Source organism: Arthrobacter sp. 05T423 (genome assembly GCF_056396245.1).
Map to the genome: position 1 here is coordinate 112,900 of NZ_JBFTLC010000010.1, position 23,699 is coordinate 136,598.

The 23,699-nt window shown below is 62.8% G+C and carries 21 protein-coding genes and 1 pseudogene; 15 read left to right on the forward strand and 7 right to left on the reverse strand.

The annotated features are described in order from the left end of the window. Positions 1–12: 12 nt before the first annotated feature. Together AC1DFE_RS10245 and AC1DFE_RS10250 are read right to left on the reverse strand one after the other, a co-directional pair. Positions 13–960: a C-terminal binding protein gene (locus tag AC1DFE_RS10245; RefSeq protein ID WP_314192327.1), complete on the reverse strand. Its 948-nt coding sequence runs from the start codon at positions 958–960 to the stop codon at positions 13–15. Between the two features lie 226 nt (positions 961–1,186). Then, complete coding sequence (locus AC1DFE_RS10250) at positions 1,187–2,986, reverse strand: sigma-54-dependent Fis family transcriptional regulator (RefSeq protein WP_476905779.1); 1,800 nt, start codon at positions 2,984–2,986, stop codon at positions 1,187–1,189. Positions 2,987–3,384: 398 nt separating this feature from the next. On the opposite strand from AC1DFE_RS10250, the gene AC1DFE_RS10255 reads away from it, so the two are divergent. Then, on the forward strand, positions 3,385–4,023 hold the full coding sequence (locus tag AC1DFE_RS10255; RefSeq protein ID WP_476905780.1) for a TetR/AcrR family transcriptional regulator: 639 nt from the start codon (positions 3,385–3,387) through the stop codon (positions 4,021–4,023). 246 nt (positions 4,024–4,269) lie between these two features. Here the strand turns inward: AC1DFE_RS10255 and AC1DFE_RS10260 are convergent, their stop codons facing one another. Further along, positions 4,270–4,491 (reverse strand): hypothetical protein, encoded by a 222-nt coding sequence (locus AC1DFE_RS10260; protein WP_314192324.1) that lies wholly within the window; start codon positions 4,489–4,491, stop codon positions 4,270–4,272. A gap of 1,214 nt (positions 4,492–5,705) precedes the next feature. Between AC1DFE_RS10260 and AC1DFE_RS10265 the strand changes: the two genes are divergently transcribed. Beyond that, on the forward strand, positions 5,706–6,917 hold the full coding sequence (locus AC1DFE_RS10265; protein WP_314192323.1) for a D-arabinono-1,4-lactone oxidase: 1,212 nt from the start codon (positions 5,706–5,708) through the stop codon (positions 6,915–6,917). 310 nt (positions 6,918–7,227) lie between these two features. On the opposite strand, the gene AC1DFE_RS10270 is transcribed toward AC1DFE_RS10265, so the two are convergent. Both AC1DFE_RS10270 and AC1DFE_RS10275 read right to left on the reverse strand, forming a co-directional pair. Beyond that, positions 7,228–7,680, reverse strand: coding sequence for a 6,7-dimethyl-8-ribityllumazine synthase (locus AC1DFE_RS10270; protein ID WP_476905781.1), 453 nt, complete (start codon positions 7,678–7,680; stop codon positions 7,228–7,230). 198 nt (positions 7,681–7,878) lie between these two features. Then, on the reverse strand, positions 7,879–8,373 hold the full coding sequence (locus tag AC1DFE_RS10275; protein ID WP_476905782.1) for a ribose-5-phosphate isomerase: 495 nt from the start codon (positions 8,371–8,373) through the stop codon (positions 7,879–7,881). Between the two features lie 170 nt (positions 8,374–8,543). On the opposite strand from AC1DFE_RS10275, the gene AC1DFE_RS10280 reads away from it, so the two are divergent. The 9 genes from AC1DFE_RS10280 to AC1DFE_RS10320 all read left to right on the forward strand — a co-directional run bounded on the left by AC1DFE_RS10280 (position 8,544) and on the right by AC1DFE_RS10320 (position 18,213). Then, positions 8,544–9,422, forward strand: coding sequence for a transketolase (locus AC1DFE_RS10280; RefSeq protein WP_314192320.1), 879 nt, complete (start codon positions 8,544–8,546; stop codon positions 9,420–9,422). Further along, positions 9,419–10,390 carry a transketolase family protein gene (locus AC1DFE_RS10285; protein WP_314192319.1) on the forward strand — a complete coding sequence of 324 codons (972 nt, stop codon included), beginning with the start codon at positions 9,419–9,421 and terminating at the stop codon, positions 10,388–10,390. Before AC1DFE_RS10280 ends, AC1DFE_RS10285 begins: the two co-directional genes overlap by 4 nt. Continuing rightward, positions 10,383–11,942 (forward strand): FGGY-family carbohydrate kinase, encoded by a 1,560-nt coding sequence (locus tag AC1DFE_RS10290; protein ID WP_476905783.1) that lies wholly within the window; start codon positions 10,383–10,385, stop codon positions 11,940–11,942. The genes AC1DFE_RS10285 and AC1DFE_RS10290 overlap by 8 nt, the downstream gene beginning before the upstream one ends. A 5-nt stretch (positions 11,943–11,947) precedes the next feature. Next, on the forward strand, positions 11,948–12,754 hold the full coding sequence (locus tag AC1DFE_RS10295; RefSeq protein ID WP_476905784.1) for an SDR family NAD(P)-dependent oxidoreductase: 807 nt from the start codon (positions 11,948–11,950) through the stop codon (positions 12,752–12,754). Between the two features lie 30 nt (positions 12,755–12,784). Then, a complete protein-coding gene (locus tag AC1DFE_RS10300; RefSeq protein ID WP_476905785.1) occupies positions 12,785–13,798 on the forward strand; it encodes an ABC transporter permease in 1,014 nt (337 codons plus the stop codon). A 71-nt stretch (positions 13,799–13,869) separates the two neighbouring features. Further along, entirely contained in the window at positions 13,870–14,826 is a 957-nt protein-coding gene (locus AC1DFE_RS10305) for a substrate-binding domain-containing protein (RefSeq protein WP_476905786.1), read from the forward strand. A gap of 71 nt (positions 14,827–14,897) precedes the next feature. Then, positions 14,898–16,385, forward strand: coding sequence for a sugar ABC transporter ATP-binding protein (locus AC1DFE_RS10310; protein WP_476905787.1), 1,488 nt, complete (start codon positions 14,898–14,900; stop codon positions 16,383–16,385). 58 nt (positions 16,386–16,443) lie between these two features. Then, a complete protein-coding gene (locus AC1DFE_RS10315) occupies positions 16,444–17,424 on the forward strand; it encodes a sugar-binding transcriptional regulator (RefSeq protein ID WP_476905788.1) in 981 nt (326 codons plus the stop codon). Positions 17,425–17,442: 18 nt separating this feature from the next. Next, complete coding sequence (locus tag AC1DFE_RS10320) at positions 17,443–18,213, forward strand: SDR family oxidoreductase (protein ID WP_476905789.1); 771 nt, start codon at positions 17,443–17,445, stop codon at positions 18,211–18,213. 33 nt (positions 18,214–18,246) lie between these two features. Here AC1DFE_RS10320 and ribB read toward each other — a convergent pair. Next, positions 18,247–18,846, reverse strand: a pseudogene (gene ribB, locus AC1DFE_RS10325) (3,4-dihydroxy-2-butanone-4-phosphate synthase); the annotation flags it as partial. Positions 18,847–19,071: 225 nt separating this feature from the next. Here ribB and AC1DFE_RS10330 point away from each other — a divergent pair. The 3 genes from AC1DFE_RS10330 (at position 19,072) to AC1DFE_RS10340 (ending at position 21,207) form a co-directional block, all read left to right on the forward strand. Next, positions 19,072–19,335: a hypothetical protein gene (locus AC1DFE_RS10330; RefSeq protein WP_476905790.1), complete on the forward strand. Its 264-nt coding sequence runs from the start codon at positions 19,072–19,074 to the stop codon at positions 19,333–19,335. A 100-nt stretch (positions 19,336–19,435) separates the two neighbouring features. Then, a complete protein-coding gene (gene tpiA, locus AC1DFE_RS10335) occupies positions 19,436–20,248 on the forward strand; it encodes a triose-phosphate isomerase (RefSeq protein ID WP_476905791.1) in 813 nt (270 codons plus the stop codon). Between the two features lie 800 nt (positions 20,249–21,048). Beyond that, on the forward strand, positions 21,049–21,207 hold the full coding sequence (locus AC1DFE_RS10340) for a hypothetical protein (RefSeq protein ID WP_476905792.1): 159 nt from the start codon (positions 21,049–21,051) through the stop codon (positions 21,205–21,207). 219 nt (positions 21,208–21,426) lie between these two features. Here AC1DFE_RS10340 and AC1DFE_RS10345 read toward each other — a convergent pair whose 3' ends face one another. Beyond that, positions 21,427–21,870 carry a YdeI/OmpD-associated family protein gene (locus tag AC1DFE_RS10345; RefSeq protein ID WP_476905793.1) on the reverse strand — a complete coding sequence of 148 codons (444 nt, stop codon included), beginning with the start codon at positions 21,868–21,870 and terminating at the stop codon, positions 21,427–21,429. A gap of 1,231 nt (positions 21,871–23,101) precedes the next feature. Between AC1DFE_RS10345 and AC1DFE_RS10350 the strand changes: the two genes are divergently transcribed. Continuing rightward, a partial coding sequence (locus AC1DFE_RS10350; RefSeq protein WP_476905794.1) for a biosynthetic peptidoglycan transglycosylase occupies positions 23,102–23,699 on the forward strand: 598 nt, incomplete at its 3' end.

Sequence of the window (23,699 nt, forward strand, 5' to 3'; positions counted from 1 at the left end):
GTCTCCAGTCTTTCAGTTCACAAGGTCGATCAACGGCTGCCCGGTCAATGCAAGACGGACCCGCTCCACGGCGCCGTCCTGCAGCGCACCTGTGGACCGGTTGGAGCGCCAGGCGATGTGGGGGGTGAGGATGGTGTTGGGGGCGGAACGCAACGGGTGTTCGGCACCGAGCGGCTCCTGGGCGAAAGTGTCGATGCCGGCGCCGGCGATGTGTCCAGAGGTCAATGCCTCGGCAAGTGCAGCTTCATCGATAAGGCCGCCACGGGACACGTTGACGACCACTGCGCCCTTGCGCATGCGCGCCAGGACATCGACTGAGATGAGGTTTGCCGTGTCCTGGTTCAGCGGCAGGTGCAGCGAGACGACGTCGGAATTCTCAAGGATGTCTTCCAAGGCGGCCAGCTCCACGAAACTGTCTGTGACAAAGGGGTCGTAAGCCCGGACGCGGGCTCCGACAGCCGAGTACATCCGGGCCACGTGCTGGCCGATGCGTCCCATTCCAAGCACTCCGACCTCAAGCTCGGAGAGTACCGGTGTGTCGTAGCCGATGGTTCCGGCCCAGCCCAGGTCGCGGATTGAGGCGCTACCGGCAGGCAGGCGACGGGCCAGGGCCAGGCCCATGGCAAATGCGTGAGAGGCGACTTCCTCGGATGCTGTTCCTGGAACGATTGATACCGGGATGCCGGCTTCCGTGGCTGCGGCAACGTCGATGTTGTCGTAGCCGATACCGTACCTGATGACCGCACGGCATTTGGACATGACCGGGAAATCGTCGGCAGTGAGTTTGGCGTAGGGGGTAATCATCACAATGTCGGCTTCAGGAAGTCCGTCGCGGAAGGCATCGGTGTCTGCCGCTGGGTTGAGTGTGTAACCGAACTCTTCCGCGAGTGCGTGCTCGCGGTCCAGATTCGGGAAATGGTGAGGGGCCACAAGAATGGTTCCCTGGGCATCGCGGGTCATAGTCTGTCGTCCTGTTCGTGTCGTACCCTCGTTCGCTGCCGGACACTCCTTGGGACGGGTGCCGGTGTCGGGTGATTTCAAGTACAACCCGATAGCGGCACGCCCATCCGTGCCAGATCGGGACACCCCAGTGGGACACTGTGCCAGCCAGCAACCGATCGGCCTGCGGGCAGCACAAAGGGCCGACCGTCCAGGACGGCCGGCCCTTCTGGCGGACACCGCGGGCTTAGAGTTCGAACCCCCGGCTTCGGAAGTAGTCCATCCGCCGATAAAGCGTCGATCGGCCGATCTGCAATGTTTCCGCAGCCAGGCTGCGGTTGCCGTTCGCTTCCTGGAGGGCGCTACGGAGTTCGCTGAGCTCCGCGTCCTCCAGCCGTGAGAGGCGGCCTCTGGTCAAAACCCTGTGGAAGCCCTGCGGAAGGTCGTCTACCGTGACTTCGGCCCCTTCCGCCCGCTCAACCGCGTTGGATACCACCGCCCGCAGCTGATCAATGTTCCGTGGCCACTCAGCATCCGTAAGCGTCGTGATCAGCCTGCGCGACAGTCTGCGCTCCCCCAGCTCCTCTGCGATGGCGTTCGCGAGCTGGGGAATGTCTTCCCTCCTGTTTCGCAGCGGCGCGACGGCAATCTCAAGAACATCGAACGCCTCGGAAAGCAGCAATGTCGCATCGGTAGGGCGCGTAATGGTGAAAATCAGCTTGGTGGATGAGTTGCCGCGCAGGTTCTTGGCGAGCTCGCCGGCTTCGTTCTGCGAAAGTTCGTCAGCGTGTTCAATGATCAGTGTTGATGGCAGTTCCGTGGCAACGCGGTGTAGCACGTCCCTAAGCTGAGGGGACTTGAGCGCGCCGCTCCTGGTATCGACCACCATTTGGCTGCCGCGCAATGACGCGATGGCACCGGCAATCCGCCGCTTTCCGCTTCCGAGCTCGCCAATCATCACTACGGACCGATCGTGGTCCACGGCCTTCCGAGCCAGATTCAGGGTGCGCTTGAACTCTGTGCTTGTTCCATCGAGATACCCCATCAACCGGTCAGGCGTCCCCTGAACCGAGATTTCCGGCGTCAACGGCAAGCTCTGAATCTCAGCCCCGCGGACCTTGACCGGCGAGTGTGGCCGCACAACAACTATCGCGCCGACATTCGCGGCTGAGAGGGTGACCGGCGAGACGTCCAAAGTCGAGAGGCCCGGCCCCTGCAGCATCACTTCACAGTTCATGTCCCGCCCGGATGCCATCACGGCCTTGGCATAGCCGGAGACAACGGAGAAGTCACTGTCCTCCAGTGAGGCGGTCGCCGAGGCGTTCAGGAGTGAGTTCTTGCCGTCCAAGGCAATGACCGCGTGATTGCCCCTCCGGCGGGAGATTCTCAGATACTCATTGAGCAGGGCACGCTCCCGGGAGGAAGTCCGGACCTCGATGTCGCGTTCGATTCGGGAGGCTACGCCCTCAAGCATCAGCAACGTTGAGGATGGTTCAAGGGTCGATACCCGGTTTGCGGGAAGCGTCAGCCCGATGACGGCCCGGACACGGTTGTGGAAGGGATCCCGAACAAGCGAAGCGAAGCACCAGTTTCCACGCATATCCTCGCGGAAGTGTTCCTCGGGAGCCAGCCAGACGCCGCGGCCTTCCTCCAGCGCCAACCCTTCGCCATTGCTGCCGCAGCTCTCCTCCAGCAGCGAATACCCGGCAGGAAAGCCGTCGTCACGGAGGAAGTCCGCTTTGATGAGCACTCCGTTCGGTGCCGTCAGGTTGACGTATCCCCCCAGGTCGGCTGCGACTTCGTCCAGCTTTTGCAGGTGCGGACCCGCCGCGTGGATCGTATATTCGTCGACCCTGCCTTCATCGAAGAATCCTCGGTCCGCCACGGCATCCACGCCCGCGGCCCGGCTGCGGTACCAGGAGCGGGCAACCATCGGACGGATTCCCGTGAGATCAGCATGTGGCTGCATCAGGAACAGCTCACGAAGGCGATCGGTCTGGCGCAGCGACTCATAGGGCCGAGGGGAAAGCACTTCAGCAGAGGCCATGGAAAACATCTTTCTGGAGAAACTGAGAAGGACTAAGAAACGACGGCTGTTCCGCCGCCATGGGAACGAACACGGCGTGCCCGCCAAGCTGGGATCCACGGACGGAAAGCCTGCTGCGCGTGCCAGGCACCGTCTTGGGACGCGTTGTCCTCCAAGGCCCTGGCGCTGATGTAGGCGGCGACCATGCCCGAAAGGCCGCTACCAAGGGTGACGTTGCTTCGGCTGGCCTCAAGGTTCAAATTTTCCGTGAACATTTTTCGCGCTTCCTGCCCTAGTCGCATCATTAACGCGCTCGGAGATGGTGCCTCTTTGCGCCACTTCAAGACTACCTAACTAATGGTCGTTAGCCAAGGGTTTTTTGCGCATCAGTTACTTGTTAAGGTCAGGTTATGAGTGGTATGTCCTATGAGAGCGCCCGCGACGCCTTCGCACATCGTCTCGAGGAGTGGGACTGGCCCGGGCATGGAGCCTCGCGCCGACACATCCTCGAGGCTTTCCTGGAGCTAGCCATAGCGAACGGCTTCAGCTCAGTCTCAATGAGAACCATCGCGAATGCCGTGAACATCAAGCCCCCAAGCCTCTACTCACACTTCCCGGGCGGTCGGGACGAGATCGTCGCAGAATCACTCCGCTGGCACTTCCACCGGTTTGGCGTCGCCCTGCTCGACGCAGTTGGCCAGGCGACCTCCGCAGAGGACTTCTGGGACTCCATGGTCAGGCTCCACTTCACCCGCCAGATGCGACTACCGGAAAGCAACCTGTGGGATCTGCTGGTTGCCACGGACAGAATGGCCGGCATCCTTCCGGCCGCCCTGCGCGCCCAGGTTGACGACTGGCTGAACCTCCACCAGAACATGTACGTGGCCGCAGCAGTCGACATGGGTTTTCCGCAGGCCGAGGAACGCGTCAAAGTCGTCATGACCATTCTCGAAGGCGCTACCCGATGGGCGTCACCCGAATGCGACGACCAGGAGCTGAAGGCCTTAACCGACCGGGCAGTCCTGCTTTCCCGTGCCGTGCTCGAACTTGACTTCTAACCTCCACTACGCGACGACACGATGCGATGGAAGGACTTCCCTGCGGAAGCCCATTCACGGGGACTGTCCTCAGAGGTGTCCGGCGAATGCCGACGCCTGTCGGCCAGGATGGCAAAATTACCGTTATTACCCGTTAATGATGGATTGCAGATAGAACCCGGCCCAGCCGGCGTAAATCGGCGCTGGAGCGCAATAATGGGAACGGCACCGCAAACGCAAGCGCAGTGGATTTTTCTGAAGTGAGAATTAGCGCTTCAGAACAAAAACCCCGTCCGACTTGAAAAATGCCCGGGTTTCAGTCTTCTCATCCACGATCCACAGGACGCCCCCGCTGCCTGACACTTCGTCCACTCGTCCTTGGGCAACAACCTGTGCATTCTTCAAAATATTCACAATGTCGCCGCCCTGCAGTTGGCGCCAGTCAGTTAGCGCCGTCTGCTTGAGCTTGGAAGTTGTTCGAGCCTTCATTTGCTTTCACCTTGATCTTGTAGGTAGGAGCCGTTCCGATTTAGCTGCGAGTTCATGACTGGGAGTCGATCAAATGGGAGTGTCCGGCCTCCTGGCTTTTGGGTCGGTGATCGGGCGTCGAGCGAAGTCAAGTTTCTCTGGTTCGCGAGATCTATGTCGGGAACCGTCAGATCATTCCTGCCGCAGTTTTCGCCCGCGATACCCCGCTCGTCATGCCGCCAGACCAGACGGGTTCATTAGCGAGATTAACGAATTTGAACTAGGAGGTTTCCTTGGTCTCTTCCAGCATGAAACCCGGACCCATGGAGAGAACGTGTCACTTTGATACAGCCACCGCAGACTGACCTGATTTCCCGGAGGGGCTCGACGCCCCATCACGGCGAGTTGTGCATTCTGAAACGGTGCCTCAATCCCGGTCGACCGCTGCATTACGCCTCCTGGCAGGTCGGTCACGGGTTCAGTGAGGCGAAACGGGTCACCGCCTCCATGGCCGACGTCCCGACACTCTCGACAAAACCCCTTTCCGGGGACGCAAAAATGCGCACATTGGAAGCGATACCGCTGCCCGCCGCCCGGCAGGACCCTGCATGGTGGACACCGACCAGACCGACGGCGCCGCCCCCGGGAGTGGAAGGTCGTGTCGTCGTCGATTTCGACGCCAGCGGTAAGCGTGACTGTCGCTGCGTCGAGGAAGTCTCCATGATGGCGACCACGTCGACCTGGGTGAGACGGTGACCGGGACCAGTGTGACCACCTGCAGGCCCCCGTCCCGCTCGCGCTGGGTGGAGACTGGTTAGCGGAAGCCGACCACGAGGCCGGGCTCCGGCTCGCCGACGAACCCGGCTGCACCGCGGTTTCCGCAGCGGACACCCACCGCAACCTGGTCCGCGCCTTCCACGAAACTGGAAAGAACTTCCCGACGACACCAGCCTGTGGTCAGCTTCGACGACGTCCCCACAGCCTCCTGCTACGCTCCCCCGCTCACCACAGTCCGCCAGAACTTCGCCGAGGTCACGCTGGGATTCAAGACGAGTCGAGGGCTGAGTGTCGGATTGGCACAGTTTACGTCCCAGAAATGATGTTTCTATTTAGCGAGACTGCGGGGCGCGATCGGGCATCGCGTTACTGAGGTTGCGGCGAAGGTACGAGGTTCGAGCCATGAAGCGTCCCCAAAAGCTATCGGTGCAGCGTCAAAGGACTGGAGACTGAACAACATGAGCATTCAAACGACGTGGAGTAACTGGGCCGGCACTCAAGGCTGTCAGCCCGAGGCGGTCGTAAAGGCCGTTTCTGTAGAGCATGTTAGCGAAATAGTCGCTGACGCGACCAAGCGGGGTATCTCCGTCCGCGCGGTCGGGAGCGGCCATTCGTTTGCGCCGTTAGTACCTACGGACGGAATCGTGCTCGACATATCAGCAATATCCGGCATCATCGACATCGATCAAACCGCGGCTCAGGCCCGCATCAAGGCCGGAACAGCGATCTCGGCGATCGGGGAACCCCTGTGGGAGGCTGGTTTGTCCCTGAAGAACCAGGGAGCGATTGATCTCCAGACAATCGCCGGGGCTATTAGCACGTCCACCCACGGGTCAGGATTGCAGCTCACGGCCATGTCCGGCGCGGTGGTCGGTGCAGAGCTTATAACGGCGTCCGGCGAACTGGAACGAATCGGTCCTGATGATCCACGACTCCCGGCCCTTCGAGCCTCGATGGGGATGCTTGGGGTTCTGGTCAGCGTCGACTTGCAGCTGGAGCCTGCGTTCAAACTAAGGGAATCCCTCACTTTCCAGCCCTTTGCCGAGGTCCTGGACGGATGGGAGGAAGGAAACCGCAGGCACCGGCATTTCAGCTTCGTTCGCGGACCGATGTACGACATGTCAGCGGTCCTTCCGCCAATGCCAGACGGCATGGATGACCCTACTTTGGTCCGTACCTACGATACCGTCGCCCCCGATGTTGCGGACGATCACACTCCCGCTGCCCGCGTGAACCGCCCGTACAGGATTTACCCAGACGACTATCCGTCGCCGTGGGAAGAAGTGGAGTATTTCGTTTCCTACGACAAGGCCCATGAGGCTTTCGCGGCAACACTGCCCGTCATGGACCGTTTCCCCGACGAATTTCCCATGGAGGTGCGGACTGTAGCGCGGGACGACTCTTGGCTGTCACCTATGTACGGCCGGGATTCCGTGGCGATCGGCTTCTGTCGAACGATTGGCAGAGAGAATCTGCCCTTCTTCCACACAATCGACCGTGTTCTATCTGAGTTCGACGCTCGGCCGCATTGGGGCAAGCAGCAGTACTTCCTCGACCCCGAACTTCTCCGGGAGCGCTACCCGAGGTGGGATGATTTCAACCAAGTCCGGAGGGAACACGATCCCACGGGAACTTTCCTGAACGCTCCGCTGCGCGCGCTCTTCGAGTAGGAGCATTCAGGAGTAACTCGGGAGCAAAGTCCCAGGATTTGCCCCCGCCGCGAGGACATCACCCTCTGTGTGGCTGAGACCCTCTGCCCGGTCTCCAGGGTCGAGGCCCGACGTCCCGCTTAACGAGTTGTTGCCGCCTGCCCCGAGCCGGAGCCTGGTGCCGGAACCAGCCGCATTTTCGACGGGGGCAGAGGAACGACTGGACGAGTTTGGGGCGCCGGCCGGGTCGGGGCGTTGATCCCGTAGCCTGCAGTAACCCCTCGAGCAGGACTGAAGTCCAGCCAGGCTCATCCACCAGGTCTCGTTGGACTTATAGGGACGCCAATGATGTGAGAGTTGAGGCCAGAGCGTCTGCCAGTTCCTTTCCCTTGGTCACGAAATGCTGGGAAAAGTAGTTGCGGTGCTCTTCGTGCTCGTGAAAATGGTGTGGAGTTAGGACGCCGGAGAATACTGGTACGTCCGATTCCAACTGCACTCTCATGAGGGCGTCCACGACGCTTTGTGCGACAAATTCATGGCGATAGATACCTCCGTCAACCACCAGGGCGGAGGTGGCTACAGCGTCGTATCGGCCAGACGCTGCGAGTCGTCGGACGTGTAGCGGAATTTCGAAGGCCCCGGGTACTTGGTGGACATCGACGTTGGTGATGCCGAGTTCCTTGAGCCGCGTCTGGAAGCTGTCGACCGCGCGATCGACGATGTCGGCATGCCATCGGGCACTAACGATCGCTACCCGGGCGGAGGAAGTGTCGAGAGGTGACAAGGTAAGTTCCTTTCTTTAGGAGGTCATTGGAGGATTCTTTCACGCTGAAATGGCCTGGGCGGTATGTGTCCAAAGTGTGGGGCCGGGCGCGCTGCACAGTGGTGATGTGTTCCCGTCTTTCATTGTGGATACTGGCGCCCCAGGTGCCGGGTGACCATGGACCGCAGCGTTTGGCGTCGGTCATTCCCTTGGTAGGAGTTACGCGACGATTTCGCCGGTGGTTTCGTACGTCGTGATCTTGCCGATGCGGCGGATGTGGCGTTCGTCGTTGCTGAAGGGTTCCTGGAGGAAGGCCTCGATCAGGGCAGTTGCTTCTTCCATGCTGTGTTGGCGTCCGCCAACGGCCACAACATTGGCGTCGTTGTGCTGCCGGGCCAGTGTGGCTGTGGAGTGGTTCCATGCCAGGGCGGCGCGGACGCCCCTGACCTTGTTGGCGGCGATCTGCTCGCCATTTCCGGACCCGCCTAGGACGATGCCCAGCGCGTGGGTCCCTGCTTCCTGGTCCGCGGCCACTGCTAGGGCCGCGTTGATGCAGAACGACGGGTAGTCGTCCAGGGCGTCGTATTCCTTCGGGCCATGATCTGTCACGTCGTAGCCCTTCTCTGCCAGGTGCCTGACCAGGTGGGCACTCAGCTCCATGCCGGCGTGGTCGGTGGCGATATGGACGCGGGGAAATGCAGGAGATTCGGTCATCGTAGCTTCCTTTTCTTGTCATAAAAGAGCCCGGGTTTAGCGGGTAGATGCGCTCACCCAGTGCGCGAGATGAGCTCCTGTAAACACCTCCGTGAAGGAGTTCGTTGACAGGCAAGTGTGGCATGCGTAACATTGTTGCACATACAGTCACTACTGAATGGATATGCAAAATGTTAACTGCAGATGCTTCCCAGGCCGCATCCTGGCGATCCCTCCGCCAGGAGGTATTGGCCGGTGACGCCGACTTCCGCTCCAAGAAGTTGCACGAGCGTGCCCAAGCCACCCGCCGCTCGATCCTGAAAATGATTTCCGACTCCGGTCAGGGGCACATCGGCGGAGACTTCTCCGTCACGGACATCCTGACTGTCCTTTTTGACGCTGTTATGAACGTCGATCCCGAGGATCACCGCAAGGAAGACCGCGATCACTTCATCCTCAGCAAGGGCCACTGTGCAGCCGCGCTGTATTCGACTCTTGCCCACAGCGGGTTCTTTCCCGTGGCAGAGCTGGACACCTTCATGGCGCCGCTGTCGGCCTTGAACGGGCACCCCAACAGGGTGAAGGTCCCCGGTGTCGAAACCAACACCGGCCCGCTGGGCCATGGACTCCCGGTGGCAGTCGGCACGGCTATCGGCGCCAAGCTGCTGGGTACCGGCACCCGCGTCTTCGTCGTCACGGGCGACGGTGAAATGCAGGAGGGCAGCAACTGGGAAGCGCTGATGTCGGCCTCGCACCAGAAGCTGGACAACCTGACCCTCGTCGTTGACCGCAACCGGCTCCAGCAGGGCGCGCGGACGGAAGAAACGAACGGACTGGACCCGCTCGATGCCCGGCTTGCCGCCTTCGGCATGGAAGTCCGGGTCGTCGACGGCCACAACTACAACGAACTCATCGAGGCACTGAGCCCGTCCACCACGGGTTCCCCCGTCGCTGTCATCGCCAACACCATCAAGGGCAAAGGCGTCTCCTTCATCGAAGACCGCGTCGAGTGGCACCACAAAGTACCGTCCAAAGAACAAACCCTTCAGGCTTTCCAGGAGCTGTCATGACGACAACAACCGTGCAGACCGACGCACCCACGTTCGACAACCGCCAGGACTTCGCGGACGAACTCATCAATCTGGCCCGGACCAATGACCGAGTAGTCGCCGTGTGCAACGACTCAGTCGGCTCCAGCAACCTGACGAAGTTCCGTGAGGAGTTTCCGGACCGGCTGATCAACGTCGGCATCGCCGAGCAGAACATGGTCGGCGTCGGCGCCGGTCTGGCCAACGCCGGCTTCATTCCCTTCGTATGCGCCGCCGGGCCTTTCCTGACCGGACGTTCCCTGGAACAGATCAAGGCGGACGTGGCCTACAGCCAGCACAAGGTCATCCTGTGCGGCATGAGCCCGGGCATGGCCTACGGTGAACTCGGCCCGACCCACCACTCCGTCGAGGACTTCTCCTGGCTGCGGGCACTACCGGGCCTGGACATCGTCGTTCCCGCAGACGGAGCACAGACCCGCGCCGCGGTCCGCAACGCCGTGGCCGACCCGCGGCCCACCTACATCCGTGTTGGGCGCTTCAAGGTTCCGCACGTCTCCGAGGACAATGCCGGGCTGGAACGCGGAAGATTCGTCGTTGCCCGCGAAGGTACTGACGTAACCCTGATCGCGACCGGCACCGAAGTGTCCCGGGCGCTGTGGGCCGCTGCATCACTTGCCGCCGAGGGCGTCTCGGCCCGTGTCCTGAACGCCACCTACCTGAGCCCGCTCGACGAGGACGCCATCAAGGATGCGGCCCGCCAGACCGGCGGAATCATCACCGCAGAGGAAGCCAACGTCGCCGGCGGCCTTGGGGCCGCAGTAGCCAGCGTCGTGGGCCAGCTGGAGGACGGCGCCCGTGTTCCGATGCGCATCCTCGGCCTGAAAGACCACTTTGCTCCCACCGGCAGCACTGCCTTCCTCCTGGACCACTTCGGCCTTACCGCCGACCATATCGCCGCGGCAGCACGCGAGGTTCTGAACCGTGACTAACCTGGCCCCTGCACCTGCCGGATCCGTCGTCGTCGTTGCGGTGGACCAAGGCACGAGCGCTACGAAGGCCCTGGTCATGGACGGCTCGGGCGGAATCATCGCCCGGGCGCAGGTCAGTCTCACGCAGCAGCACCCCCAACCCGGGTGGGTCGAACAGGACCCGCTCGTCATACGCGACAGCGTGATTAAGGCAGTCACCGACAGCCTCAGCGGACTGGACAGCACGGTCCTGGGTCTGGGTGTGAGCACCCAGCGTGAGTCAGCAATGATCTGGGACCGGGAAACCGGACAGCCCTTGGGACCGGTTTTGGGATGGCAGGACCGCCGTACCGCCGAGCAGGCAAAGAACCTGATCGGCGACGGCGCAGGCGACCTCGTTCGCCGGTCTACGGGCCTGCCGATCGACCCGATGTTCTCGGCCCTGAAAATCCAATGGCTGCTCGACACCGCCGACCCGGACCGCCGCCTCAGCAAAGCCGGGAAAATTGCGGCCGGAACAGTCGATGCCTGGCTGCTGAGCTGCCTCACCGGTGAACATCGGATCGAAGCGGGCAACGCGAGCCGCACCCAGCTCCTGAACCTGGATGCAGTCGACTGGGACCAGCAGCTGCTGGAACTCTTCAACGTGCCCCGCCAGGTCCTCCCGGAAGTCGTGGCGTCCACCGCGACGAGTTCCCCCCTGTTGGGCGGTCTCGCCAGCGGCTCACGGGTCCACGCTGTCATGGGAGACTCACACTCCGCGCTGTACGCGCATGGTGTCCGGGGTCCGGGTACGGTCAAGGCGACTTACGGTACGGGCAGCTCCGTCATGGGCCTGCTCCCGGACGAAGCTCACCCCGGTGACATGGGCGGACTGGTCCGGACTCTGGCGTGGCATGATGGCACACCCCGTTACGCCTTTGAGGGGAACATCCTCTCTACGGGTGCGACCGCGGTTTGGCTGTCGAAGGTGCTGGATTGTGACGTTTCGCATCTGGACTCACTGGCCCGGACGGTCGAGGACAGTGGCGGGGTCAACCTTGTCCCCGCGTTCGCCGGACTCGGTGCCCCCTGGTGGGATGAACGTGCAGAGGCCACGATCAGCGGGTTCAACCTCGGCACGACCTCGGCCCACCTGGCCCGGGCCGCGTTCGAATCCATTGCCCTGCAGATTGAAGATGTTCTGCGGGCGGCCGAGAAGTCCGTCTCGCCGCCCATCAGTTCCGTGCTGGCCGATGGCGGCCCGACATCAAACACTTGGTTGATGCAGCTGCAGTCAGATTTGAGCCAGCGCACGGTGCTGCGCAGCGCGGTGCCGGATCTTTCAGCACTGGGCGTCGCCCACATGGCGGCCATCGAGACGGGTCTGTTCAGCCGGGAGGCTGTTGAAAACCTCCCGAGGAACAGGACCGCGATCACGCCGGCCATGCCCGGCCGGGACGCGGACCGCCGGCGCTCAAGCTGGTCGCGCGCGGTCGCCAAAGCACGCTGGTCCCCTGAAGAAACCACAACCCTCGTCCCCAACTCACCCGGCACGATGCACGACGCATTGGCCCCCGCAGTAACGGAGTGACACCAATGAACACCATCGGATCTGAGATTTTTCAGGGCCACTTTAAAGGCCGCCGTGCCCTGGTGACCGGCGGAGCCAGCGGCATCGGCTACGGCATTGGCCAGGCCTTCGCCGAAGCCGGCGCATCGGTGCTCCTTGTTGACCGCAGCCCGCAGGTCAGCGAGTCGGCGGAAAAGCTTCGGGCAGCCGGCTTTGACGTCGACCATGCGGTAGCCGATGTCACCGACGAGGCGCAGGTTAAGGCGGCGTTTGCCAAGACCGTAGAGCTTTGGGGCGGGCTGGACATCCTGGTCAACAATGCCGGGATCATCACCATCTCGAACCTTGAAGACCTCAGCCTGGACGAATTCAACAAAGTCCTTGCCGTTAACACCACTGCTGTCTTCCTGTGCTGCCGCGAAGCAGCCCCGCTGCTGAAAGCCAGCAATCACGGGGTCATCCTCAACGCATCCAGCGGACAGGGCCGCCAAGGTTTTATCTTCACGCCCCACTACGCGGCCAGCAAGTTCGGGGTCATCGGCCTCACCCAGTCCCTGGCCAAGGAACTCGCCCCATCCGGTGTCCGCGTCAACAGCTATTGCCCCGGCATCGTCAAGACCGAGATGTGGGAATACAACGACCGTGAATGGGGAAGCCGCCTGGGTGACTACAAGCCCGGCGAGCTGATCCAGGAGTGGATCGACGGCATACCGCTCAAGCGCCCCGCCGAAGCAACCGACGTAGCAAACCTGCTGCTGTTCCTCGCATCGGACGCGGGCAGCTACATCACCGGACAGGCCATCAATATTGATGGCGGAATGTTCATGAACTAGGGCCAACCTCTACTGCCAACGGAGTCAATCATGAGTCAACAACTAGCCCACCGGCCCGGTGGGGCACCCCAGGAAAACGCCGCAAAGGCGCCCATGTTTTCGCAACTCAGTGCACGCATGTTTTCGGGTAGCGGCGGAGCCCTGCTGGGCCTGATCGCCCTGTTCATCGTTCTGAGCTTTGCCTCGCCCTTCTTCCTCACCGGCCGCAACCTCATCAACATCCTGGACCAGGTGACCGTTCTCGGCATCCTGTCCGTCGGAGCAACAGCGGTCATCATCACCGGCGGCATCGACCTGTCGGTGGGTGCCGTCCTCGGACTCTCCACCATGGTCCTGGGCTGGCTCTCCCACCAGGGCGGCTGGCCAATGTGGGCCGCCATGCTGGCAGCCATCGCCGTGGGCGCCCTCGCCGGTTCGCTCAATGGCCTGGGCATTACCTACGCTAACCTGCCACCGTTCATCGCCACTTTGGCCATGCTCTCCATTGCCCGCGGCCTGGCGAACCTGATTACCGACGGCCAGCAGATCGTGGGCTACCCGGAGTGGTTCTTCAACCTTTCCTCCGAACGGTACCTCGGGTTCTTCTCCGTCACGCTGCTGGTAGTGGTGGCCTTGTACCTGGCCGCCTGGGCGTGGCTGAAGTACCGGGCATCCGGGCGCTCCATCTACGCAATTGGCGGCGGCGCAGAAGTGGCCCGCCTGGCCGGCATCCACGTCAAGAAGGTCACCATCTGGGTCTACGTCGCGGCAGGCGCCCTGGCCGGCCTCGGCGGAATCGCGTTGGCCAGCCGTCTGGACTCCTCCCAGCCCAGCGCCGGACTCGGATATGAGCTTGACGTCATCGCCGCCGTTGTCATCGGTGGCGCAAGCCTGAACGGCGGCGTCGGACGCATCGGCGGAACGATCATCGGTGTTCTGCTGATCGGTGTGCTGCGCAACGGCCTGAACCTCCTGGGCGTGTCACCGTTCATCCAGCAGATCGTCATCGGCCTCGTCATCGCCATCGCCGTGATGGCAGACGTGCTCCGGCGCAAGAAGGCCTAACCGGTCCCATCCCTCACCAGCATCACGAACCAAGCAGTACTCCCCAATCGGATTTATCAATGGAGATGAAAATGTTTAGAAAAATCGCAGTAGCCGCGGTTGCCGTGGCCACCACCTTTTCCCTGGCAGCCTGCGGGGGCGGAAACGCCGGCGCCGGCGGAGGCGGCGGCGAGAAGCAGAAGACGATCGGCCTGGCCGTAGCCAACCAGCAGGCAGACTTCTTCAACCAGATCCGCCAGTCGGTCGAAGCGGCCGCCAAGGAACAAAACGTCAAGGTCGTCGTCGCCGACGCGAAGGGCGACTCCAACACCCAGGTTTCGCAGATCCAGGACTTCATCACCCAGCAGGTGGACGCGATCATCTACATCCCCGCCGGTGCGACCGCTGCAACCGTCCCGGTGCGCGCGGCCAAGTCAGCGAACATTCCCATCGTTGCTGTTGACCGGAACCCCGAAGGCGCGCCCGGTGATACGTTCATCGCCACCGACAGCGTCGGGGCAGCCAAGTCCCTGGGCGAGTGGGTGGGTAAGAAGGTTGACGGCAAGGGACAGCTCGGCGTGATCCAGGGCCAGATCGGAACGACGCCTGAGGTTGCCCGTGACACCGGCTTCAAGGAGGCTATGAAGCAGTTCCCGGGGATCAAGGAAGTCGCCCGTCAGGCCTCACAGCAGTGGGCACAGGACGAGGGCTACCAGCTGGCCACCGACATGCTCCAGGCGAACCCGAGCATCAACATCTTCTTCGGCCGCGCCGACGCCCTGGCCCTCGGGGCCGCTCAGGCCGTCCGCAATGCCGGCGTCAAGGGTGTCACCATCGTCGGGTTCGACGGCGACAAAGCCGGTCTGGAAGCGGTAAAGAACGGCACTCTGGCCGCGACCATCACCCAGCCGACCCAGGGCATGGGCAAGCTCGCCCTCGAATCGGCGATCAAGCTGGCCAAGGGTGAGAAGCTGCCGGCCGAGCAGCTCCAGAAAGGCGTTCTGACCACCAAGGAAAACGTCGAGCCCTTTATCGCCAACCACCCTTAACCCGTCCCACGGGTGGTGCCCCGCCGGGGCACCACCCGCCCAGGCCGTTTCTCTAGCCAATGGAGCCCCAAATGCCTACTGCGGACAACCGCGGACTTCGCGTCCGCGGCGCCACGAAAGAATATCCCGGCACTATCGCCGTCCAGGACATTGACCTGGACATCAACCCCGGGGAAGTCGTTGCCCTGCTCGGAGAAAACGGAGCCGGCAAATCCACCCTCTCCAGCATCATCGCCGGAGTCACCCAGCCGACCACCGGAACCATGACCTGGAACGGAGAACCTTACGCACCCACGTCCCCCGGCGACGCCATCGCCGCCGGTATCGGCCTCATCCACCAGGAAATGCGCCTGCTGCCGGACCTCACCGTCGCCGAGAACGTCATGATCGGACGCTGGCCCATGCGCAACGGCTTCCTCGACGCCCGCACCATGCGCGAGAAAGCCAAGAACCAGCTCAAACGCCTGGGCTTCAACGGCAGCATGGACGCCAAAGTCCGGGACCTCAGCGTCGCCGGCCAACAACAGGTCGAAATCGCCAAGGCCCTGATGCTCGAGGCCTCACTGCTCATCCTCGATGAGCCCACCGCCGCACTGGGCCAAGCCGAAACCGACGCCCTCTTCGAATGTGTCAGGGCCCTGAAGGCCGAAGGCGTGTCGTTCATCTACGTCAGCCACCGCCTCGCCGAAATCGCCCTCATCGCGGACCGCATCGTCGTGCTCAGGGATGGCAAAAAGATCACCGAACACGCCTCCGGCGAGGTTTCCCCCCACCAGCTGGTCGAAGAAATGGTCGGCCGCCCCGTCGAGCGGCTCTTTCCCGAGGTGCCCCCGCCCAGGGACGAGATCGTGCTGGAGGTCAAGGACCTGCACGACAAAGCCGGGGACTTCAGTGACGTTTCCTTCAGGGTCCGGGCCGGGGAAATCTTCGGCATCGCCGGCATCGTCGGAGCCGGGCGCACCGAGCTCGTCCGCGCGATAGCCGGCGCCGAGCACCGGCTCGGCACGGTCGTCGTCGACGGGAAAAACCTGAAGCCGGACGACCCCATGGCAGCCATCAAAGCCGGCGTCGTCCTGATTCCAGAGGACCGCAAACAGCAGGGGCTGGTCGTCAGCGACACGATCGAGAACAACATCGCCTTGCCCAACCTGGGCAAGGTCAGCTCATCGGGCTGGATAGCACCGTCCAAGGTGCGCAGCTTCGCCACAACCGTGGCGAAAGGCATCGGCATGAAGGGCAACGTGGCGCTGCCCGTGTCCTCCCTCTCCGGCGGCAACCAGCAGAAAATCGTGATCGGAAAATGGCTCCAACGCGATCCGCGCCTGATCATCCTCGATGAACCCACCCGCGGCATCGATGTCGGGGCAAGGGCCTCCATCTATGAAGTTGTCGCCGAGCTGGCCCGCAACGGAAACGCGGTCATCGTGGTCAGCTCCGATCTCGAGGAAGTCCTCGGCCTTGCTCACCGGGTGATGGTCCTCGCCCGCGGACGGAATCAGGGAATTCTGGATGCCTCCGAGGCGACGCCCTCCAAGGTCATGTCACTGGCCACACTCTAGAAGAAAGGAGGAACGTGAAATAATTGCACCCTTGCCTGACGACAAACGAAGGAACGCCGTGGCACCGAGAACCAGGACTTTCACCCCGCAACAATTGGGCCTGATGGTCAAGGCCGCGCGGATGTACCACGAGCAGAACCTGAGCCAGGGCGAGATCGCCGAAAAGCTGAACGTCTCGCAGTCACGGGTCTCCCGCTGGCTCACCGACGCGGTGCGTGAAGGCATCGTGAGGACCATTGTCGTGCCGCCCGCCGGAACGGAATCGGACTTGGAAGACGCTGTGGCGGCCAAGTACGGCCTCTCGGCCGTGGTGGTCGCCGACCTGCAGACCGAGGACGAGGCAGCCATCATCCGCGGGATCGGTGCGGCAGCCGCGGGATACCTCGAGGTGACGCTCACCGGAGGCAACAGGGTCGGCCTGTCGTCCTGGTCCTCGACCCTGCTGGCCACGGTGGACGCCATGTCCCCACGGAACGTCAAAACAGCTGAAAAGATCGTCCAGGTCATCGGCGGCGTGGGCAATCCTGAAGTGCAGGTGCGGGCGACGCACCTGGCGGATCGGCTGGCCACCGTCACCAAGGGCACCCCCCGGTATCTTCCCGCTCCCGGCATTGTTTCCAGCCGGGGCGGCCGGGACGCTCTGCTGGAGGATCCCTTCGTCGCCGAGGTTGCCGCTGATTGGGACCGGCTGGACACCCTGCTGGTGGGCATCGGAAGTATCGAGCCATCACCGCTGTTGCTTCAGTCAGGCAATTCACTCAACGAATCCAATCTCAACGCCCTCGCCGCGTCGGGAGCGGTAGGCGACATCTGCCTACGGTTCTTCGACAAACACGGAAAACTCATCGAATCCGAACTCAATGACAGGGTCCTGGGCATCCGTCCTGAACAGATGCTCCGCGTCGACAGGCGCATCGGCATCGCCGGCGGCACCAGGAAGTATGCCGCGATACGGGCAGCCGTCGAAGGCAAATGGATCAACGTACTTATCACGGACAAAAAGACTGCGCTGAAGCTGGAATCAGATAAAGCGCCCTAAGAACTTAAAGGACAGCAATTGAACCCGAAACTCAGCTTCGCCCTGGACGGACGGACAGCACTGGTGACCGGAGGGGGATCCGGTATCGGGCAGGCCATCGCCTTCGGCATCGCCCAGCAAAGCGGCGCCATCGGCATCGTTGACCTCCCTGGAGAAGGACCGGACGAAACGGTGCACCGGATCAAGGAAGCCGGAGGACGGGCTATCTTCGTCGCTGCCGACGTGACGAAGGCGGATGAACTGGAAGAAGCCGTCGCCAAGATCGAGGCCGAGCTCGGCCCGCTCACCCTGGCCGTCAATTCCGCAGGAATAGCGAACGCCGCACCGGCCGAGGAAATGCCGCTGGCTCAGTGGCAGAAGGTTTACGACATTGACGTTACCGGTGTCTTCCTCAGCTGCCAGGCCGAAGGGCGAGCCATGCTCAGGAACGGCGGCGGTTCCATCGTGAACATCGCTTCCATGTCAGGGAGCATCGTCAACCGTGGTCTGCTGCAGGCACATTACAACAGCGCCAAGGCCGCTGTGATGCACCTGAGCAAGTCGCTGGCCATGGAATGGGCTGAGCGGGCCATCCGGGTCAACTCCCTTAGCCCTGGGTACACGATGACCAAGATGAACTCCCGCCCGGAGATGGTTCATCAGATGGAGATCTTTGCCAATGAGACGCCGATGAAGCGTATCGCCGACCCGTCAGAAATGGCCGGTCCGGCGGTGTTCCTTCTCTCGGACGCAGCATCGTTCTGCACCGGCATCGACCTCCTTGTCGACGGCGGCTTCTGCGCCCAGTAGTCACCCAGCCGCCGGTGGCGGCCCGGATCAGCTGTCCAGGGCGGCCACCAGCTGGGCGATGCTGATAACGGGCAAGCCCTTTTCGCGCCCCAGTTCCAGCAGTCCGGGAAGCCGCATCATTTCACCGTCCTCGGCGACCACTTCGGCGATCACCCCGACCGGGGTGAGGCCGGCAAGCTTCAGCAAGTCAACGGCGGCCTCGGTGTGGCCGGGACGCTGCCGCACTCCCCCATCCACGGCACGAAGCGGCAGAACGTGGCCGGGACGGATCAGGTCACCAGGGCCGGAGGAAGGATCGGCCAGCACCCGCAGGGTTCGTGCCCTGTCGGTCGCGCTGATGCCGGTCGTGGATTGGCCGGCCGCATCCACGGTGATTGTGTAGGCAGTGCGGAGGGAGTCCTTGTTGTCCTCCGTCATCAGGGGCAGTTCCAGGGCATCGGCCAGTTCGTTGGTCATCGGGGCGCACACGAAGCCACTGGAAACCCTGATGATCCAGGCCAGCCATTCAGGGGTTGCGTGCTCGGCGGCCATGATGATGTCGCCCTCGTTTTCACGGTCCTCATCGTCCACCGCGATGATCGGCTGCCCGGATTTTAGGGCAGAGACTGCCACATCGATGTCAGCAAGTGCCATGTGTTTTTCCTGTCTCATTCTTCCAAACCAACGGATTCATACTAATGCCGTAGCGAATAGAAATTCACTACGTCTCGCGCCGGGGAACCCCCGGCCAGCTGATTCATCTTTCCAGAAGCGCCGAACTTCAACCTCATCCTCATCCCTGCGTAACGAAAGCCCGATTCCCATGTCAGCAGCAAACATTCCCGCATCCGGCGGCCCTGCTTCCGGGGAAACGCCGAAATGATGCGGTCAACCAGGCACAGGGAGAGCGGTGACACCAGCCTGCCGGTTCCGCAGGACTGGTCCTCGCTCCAGCCTGGGGACCTCGTGGAGGTCACCGAACCCGGCGGATACACCTACATGGCGCGGATCGAAATCAAAACCGAGCAATCCGACATCATCTGGATCAGAAGCCACGGCATGGGCACACGGCACCTCCTGCACAACCTGGACGGGACCCGGCTCCAGACCCGGACACCAGCAGAACAGCCCGGGCAGCAATAGCCGGCATCACGCGCAGCCAGATGCATTCTTTGGGCCCGCCAGCCACGCGGCTGAAGCGAACGCTACCGCCATTCACACAACAAGCAACACGGAGGAACACATGAGCACGCCCGCCAACAAGGCGTTTGACCGGAGGCCCCTCATCGCCGGCAACTGGAAGATGAACATGGACCATGTCCAAGGCAGCAGTCTGCTGCAGCATCTCGCCGAAACACTCTCTGAGGCAAAGCACGACTACAGCCGCGTCGAAGTTGCCGTCTTCCCGCCCTTCACCACTCTGAGCGCCGTGCAAACCCTGATCCAGGACGACGGGTTGGGCCTGGTCGCCGGCGGCCAGGACCTTTCCCAGGTTGACTCAGGTGCCTACACGGGCGACATTAGCGGCCAGTTCCTGGCCAAGCTTGGCTGCAAGTACGTGCTCGTCGGCCACAGTGAACGCCGCACCATCCACAGCGAAACCGACGAAACCCTCAACGCCAAGGTCAAGGCGGCTTACCGCCATGCGCTCACCCCGGTGCTTTGCGTGGGGGAAGGTCTGGATATCCGCCAGGCCAGCACGCACGTCCAGCACACTCTGGGCCAGCTGCGCGCCGCCGTTGAGGGCCTCACGCCCGGTCAGGCCGCAGAGCTAGTGGTCGCGTACGAGCCGGTTTGGGCCATCGGCACCGGAGAAGTCGCCGGCCCGGAAGACGCGCAGGAGATGTGCGCCGCGATCCGCACCGAACTCGCGAAGCTGTTCGATGCCGACGTCGCCGCTAAGACCCGGCTCCTGTACGGTGGCTCGGTCAAGGCTGGCAACGCCGCAGCCATCCTGAACGAGACCGACGTCGACGGGGTCCTGGTCGGCGGCGCGAGCCTGGATGCCGCTGAATTCTGCAATATTGCAGGATTCGAGCGCCAACTGGCCGGTTAAAGCGGGCTGGGTTCCCCGGCGCCCGCACCGAGGTGCTCCCGAGGGGTGCAGCCGCGCTGGCGGCCGCGCCTCTCGGCGGCGTCCACCGAAGACTTCCCTCCGCTGCAGCCCCAGCGCCCCGGACATTACTGGGGACTACCGGGTGCCGTTACTGGCTGGCATTTCTCTCTTCAGATGTCCGGCTGAACTACACCCCAAGCTGACGTCAGGAGTAGCCCGAATTCCTGTCCGAATAGGGTCGATTCCGCCGTTTCTGCACACGCCCTCGCGAAGGTCTTAGATTCCAACCTGACGCTATGGCAGGTAAGAGCTTGATGGGTCGATCCGCTGCCGAAGTTGCGTGCGCGGATGCCGGAAGTCGTGCGCACTGCTTAGTGAGGCCTTTCCTTCCTGTCCAGGACGAGGGCGGCGGGGATGCCGACCGTCCAGACGTCTTTTGCCTGGGCCGTGCCTTGGCGGATTGTGCGGATGCCATCCTCCACGGTCATGCCGGGGGTCTTTAGGTATGCGCCACGCTCCTGCTGTCCCCTTCCGGCGCCAGTCCGGATCCAGGGAAAACTCTCCGGCAGTCCGGACCGTTCGAAGCTCAGCGGGCCCTGCGCCGCATCGGCCGGGAGGGGGCGGCCCCCTTGCGCTAGTTTGGTTGCCTAGGGCAATCTGTTGATGGTGTTGATGGCCATTGGGGGGTCATCAGCACCGCAGACGGCCATCTCAGAGTTTTTCCGGACCTGCGCAGCGCGATGAACGGGCACGGGCTGGAAAATCCTAGAACGGCGAGACTACGTAGAGACGGGAAAATCATGGCTGAAAACCCAAGTCCACCCTCGCGGGGAGTATCGCTCGTGTTCTTCTGGATCGTGATCATTGTGGTCCTGACCATCGCGGTGGGAGCATCCTGGTTCATCATCGTCAACGTCCTGATCCCTTCTGTCACCGCGGTGGGGTACGCGTACTTCTAGCCATTTCCCGGGGCTGTAAGGCTGCCGACATTGCTCCCCCCGGCCTGCTCGCGATGGGGAAGAGATCCGTTGCCCGTTTGATTTCGGTTGCCGCCCAGGGGCAGGGAGCTGTCCTTCACAGTCCCATTGCCTTTTGTCGCTTTTCTGCTGGCTTGCCCAGGGCCCTCTGCGGGGTTACGGCCGGCATTCGTCCGCGGTAGCCGTCAGGCTACTACCGGGTTATCTTTTGCCTGCTTTGAGGTCGGTTACCGCCTTCGCGACCCGCCGGGCACGGGTTTCTGCCGTTTTGGCATCTGCAATCGGTTCGACGTGACGCCGCTGGCTGCTGTAGTTCAGCGTCGCGTAGAAGGCCTTCGCCTCGGGTTCCGCCTCCAGAGCGGCTGCGAGGTCCTCGGGCACGTCAACGGTTCGTGGCTGAGTGTCCAGTTCGACGTCTACCTCCACGGTGTCGCCGGCGGAGGTACCCGTCAGTTCACGGTTGACCGCGCTGACCCCTACCATGTTCTGGCCTCCCATCACGGCGATGCTGCTGCGGTAGCTTTTGCCGTTGATGGTTACAAGCACCGGCGGCCGCCTGCCCGCACCGAGTGCGTTGACAACGTCCTCGGGGACGACGATGCCGGCCTTGTTGCCGCTGCCCTGAAGGGTCGTGGTGAATTTCATCCTCACAGTATGCCGCCCATTCAATTTCCCGGAGCGGCTACGGCACAGTCGGTGTGGGTGCAACGAGAACAGGGCGCTGCGGCGCTGACCTCGGCGGCCCCCCGATCTGGTGGCCTTGTGGCGACTTCCACTGGCACGGTCTGCCACCTTTTCCCAGCCCGGCGCTGTGACTCTGGAACTGTCCCACGCGGATGGCTGACGTGTGCCGGTGACCGGGCGACCTTCCGTTCAGGCGTGCTGTGGGGGATAGGGCCGGCGGCTGAGTGCCTCCTGAGACCGGGCACCCCCGCAGTCAGCCGCCCAAAGTTTGGTTGGGTGAATTGGTGTGTTGCCTTCGCGCGTGTCCTCTCGAGCGGATCCGTTGGGGCCCGTACCTTCGGGGCATGCGACGCGGAGGACCGGAGGAACCGAGGGGAACTTTCCCCTGTGCGGGCCAAACATCCATTGATGATGTCCTCACGGGCAAGTACGACCTGACACCTCAACTCCCGCTCCATTGGAATGCGTTGGCGGCGGTTCCTCCGGCCGGGCATCCGGCCGATGACATGGAGCCTTCCTGACCGGCTCCGCCTGACCTTCTATACCTTTCGTGCAGGCGGCCGTAGCTGAAGCCGTGTTCGCACGGCAGGAAGGACTCGGCGCCGAGCCGGTGAGAATTCCCGGGTGTGGGCGGCATGACAGTGTCCAACGCAGCTGATGGTTCAACCCTCTGCTGGGCTGGGCAAACGCTCAGGGCCCGCTCAAGGTGTGCGGAACCGGGGCCTCCGGTTCATCGTCCTTCGGGTCTGCCGCGGGTAGGTGGTGGGGAGGGAGGGGCGGCAGCGGCTTCAGGTGGGGCCGATTACAATCAGTGGACCCCTTCCCGGAACGGGAGAGGTGGCAGATTTAGTGAGGCGGGCCGATGGAGAGCGCACCGACCACAACCAGTATCTCACCGTTGTTTGGGCAACCTCCGGGGCAGCGGCCGGTTCCTGGGTTTCAGCCCCCGGCGGCCCGGCCGGCCCCCGCAGCGGGCCTCCCGCCCGTCAGCGTCCAGCCCCTGCCAGGGGCGACTCCCCCGGCAGGGCCAGGGCATCGACCGGACCCTGCAGCCGACCAGCCCGCGACCAAGAGAAAGCGATGGCCGCGGTGGCTGGGGAGGATCCTCGCTGTCCTGCTTGCCTCGGTTCTCCTTCTCCAGGTGTATGCGTTCATCGTCGAGGCCGGATATACCGCCCCCAGGACGGCCTACATGCTCCAGTCCAAGGAGCCGGTGGTTTACCAGTTCGTCTCGTTGGACCACATGAGCCGGTTCCTGCTGGCGTCCACGATCGCCCACGAGGATGAGCAGCTCGGTTCCCGCGCCGGCGCCTTCGACTGGGCGGACCTGCAAGCCCGTGCCGCGGCCTACATGCGTGGTGAACCAGACCCCAGCGGGTCTACCATCCCCCAGCAGCTCGTCAAGAACATGTTCCTGTGGGAGGAACGTGAGAACCCCACCGCGKTGCGCAAAGCCCTCGAAGCCGGCCTCGCCACCCAGTACGCCTACACCCTCGACGACAAGCGCGTCCTGGAGCTCTATCTGAACTACGCCCAGTTCGGCCCCGGCCTYTACGGAGCGTGCGCCGCGAGCTGGTACTACTTCGACACCCCGCCGTGGAACATGACCGAGTACCAGTCAGCGCAGCTGATGGGTGTTCTGCCGCTGCCAGACCTGGTGCGCCGAGCGCCCGATGGCGGCATCGACCTGGGTCCGAACGCCAACCGGAAGGCATGGGATCTGATCAACGGGGCGGCCAACGTGTGGGTGCCCCAGCAACTTGACGGCATKGGCGGATGGAAGGCAGCAG

Coding starts and splice junctions, on each gene's coding strand:
- AC1DFE_RS10245 (WP_314192327.1), bottom strand. CDS start 960: ATGACCCGCGATGCCCAGGGAACCATTCTTGTGGCCCCTCACCATTTC.
- AC1DFE_RS10250 (WP_476905779.1), bottom strand. CDS start 2,986: ATGGCCTCTGCTGAAGTGCTTTCCCCTCGGCCCTATGAGTCGCTGCGC.
- AC1DFE_RS10255 (WP_476905780.1), top strand. CDS start 3,385: ATGTCCTATGAGAGCGCCCGCGACGCCTTCGCACATCGTCTCGAGGAG.
- AC1DFE_RS10260 (WP_314192324.1), bottom strand. CDS start 4,491: ATGAAGGCTCGAACAACTTCCAAGCTCAAGCAGACGGCGCTAACTGAC.
- AC1DFE_RS10265 (WP_314192323.1), top strand. CDS start 5,706: ATGAGCATTCAAACGACGTGGAGTAACTGGGCCGGCACTCAAGGCTGT.
- AC1DFE_RS10275 (WP_476905782.1), bottom strand. CDS start 8,373: ATGACCGAATCTCCTGCATTTCCCCGCGTCCATATCGCCACCGACCAC.
- AC1DFE_RS10280 (WP_314192320.1), top strand. CDS start 8,544: ATGTTAACTGCAGATGCTTCCCAGGCCGCATCCTGGCGATCCCTCCGC.
- AC1DFE_RS10285 (WP_314192319.1), top strand. CDS start 9,419: ATGACGACAACAACCGTGCAGACCGACGCACCCACGTTCGACAACCGC.
- AC1DFE_RS10295 (WP_476905784.1), top strand. CDS start 11,948: ATGAACACCATCGGATCTGAGATTTTTCAGGGCCACTTTAAAGGCCGC.
- AC1DFE_RS10300 (WP_476905785.1), top strand. CDS start 12,785: ATGAGTCAACAACTAGCCCACCGGCCCGGTGGGGCACCCCAGGAAAAC.
- AC1DFE_RS10305 (WP_476905786.1), top strand. CDS start 13,870: ATGTTTAGAAAAATCGCAGTAGCCGCGGTTGCCGTGGCCACCACCTTT.
- AC1DFE_RS10310 (WP_476905787.1), top strand. CDS start 14,898: ATGCCTACTGCGGACAACCGCGGACTTCGCGTCCGCGGCGCCACGAAA.
- AC1DFE_RS10330 (WP_476905790.1), top strand. CDS start 19,072: ATGATGCGGTCAACCAGGCACAGGGAGAGCGGTGACACCAGCCTGCCG.
- tpiA (WP_476905791.1), top strand. CDS start 19,436: ATGAGCACGCCCGCCAACAAGGCGTTTGACCGGAGGCCCCTCATCGCC.
- AC1DFE_RS10340 (WP_476905792.1), top strand. CDS start 21,049: ATGGCTGAAAACCCAAGTCCACCCTCGCGGGGAGTATCGCTCGTGTTC.
- AC1DFE_RS10345 (WP_476905793.1), bottom strand. CDS start 21,870: ATGAAATTCACCACGACCCTTCAGGGCAGCGGCAACAAGGCCGGCATC.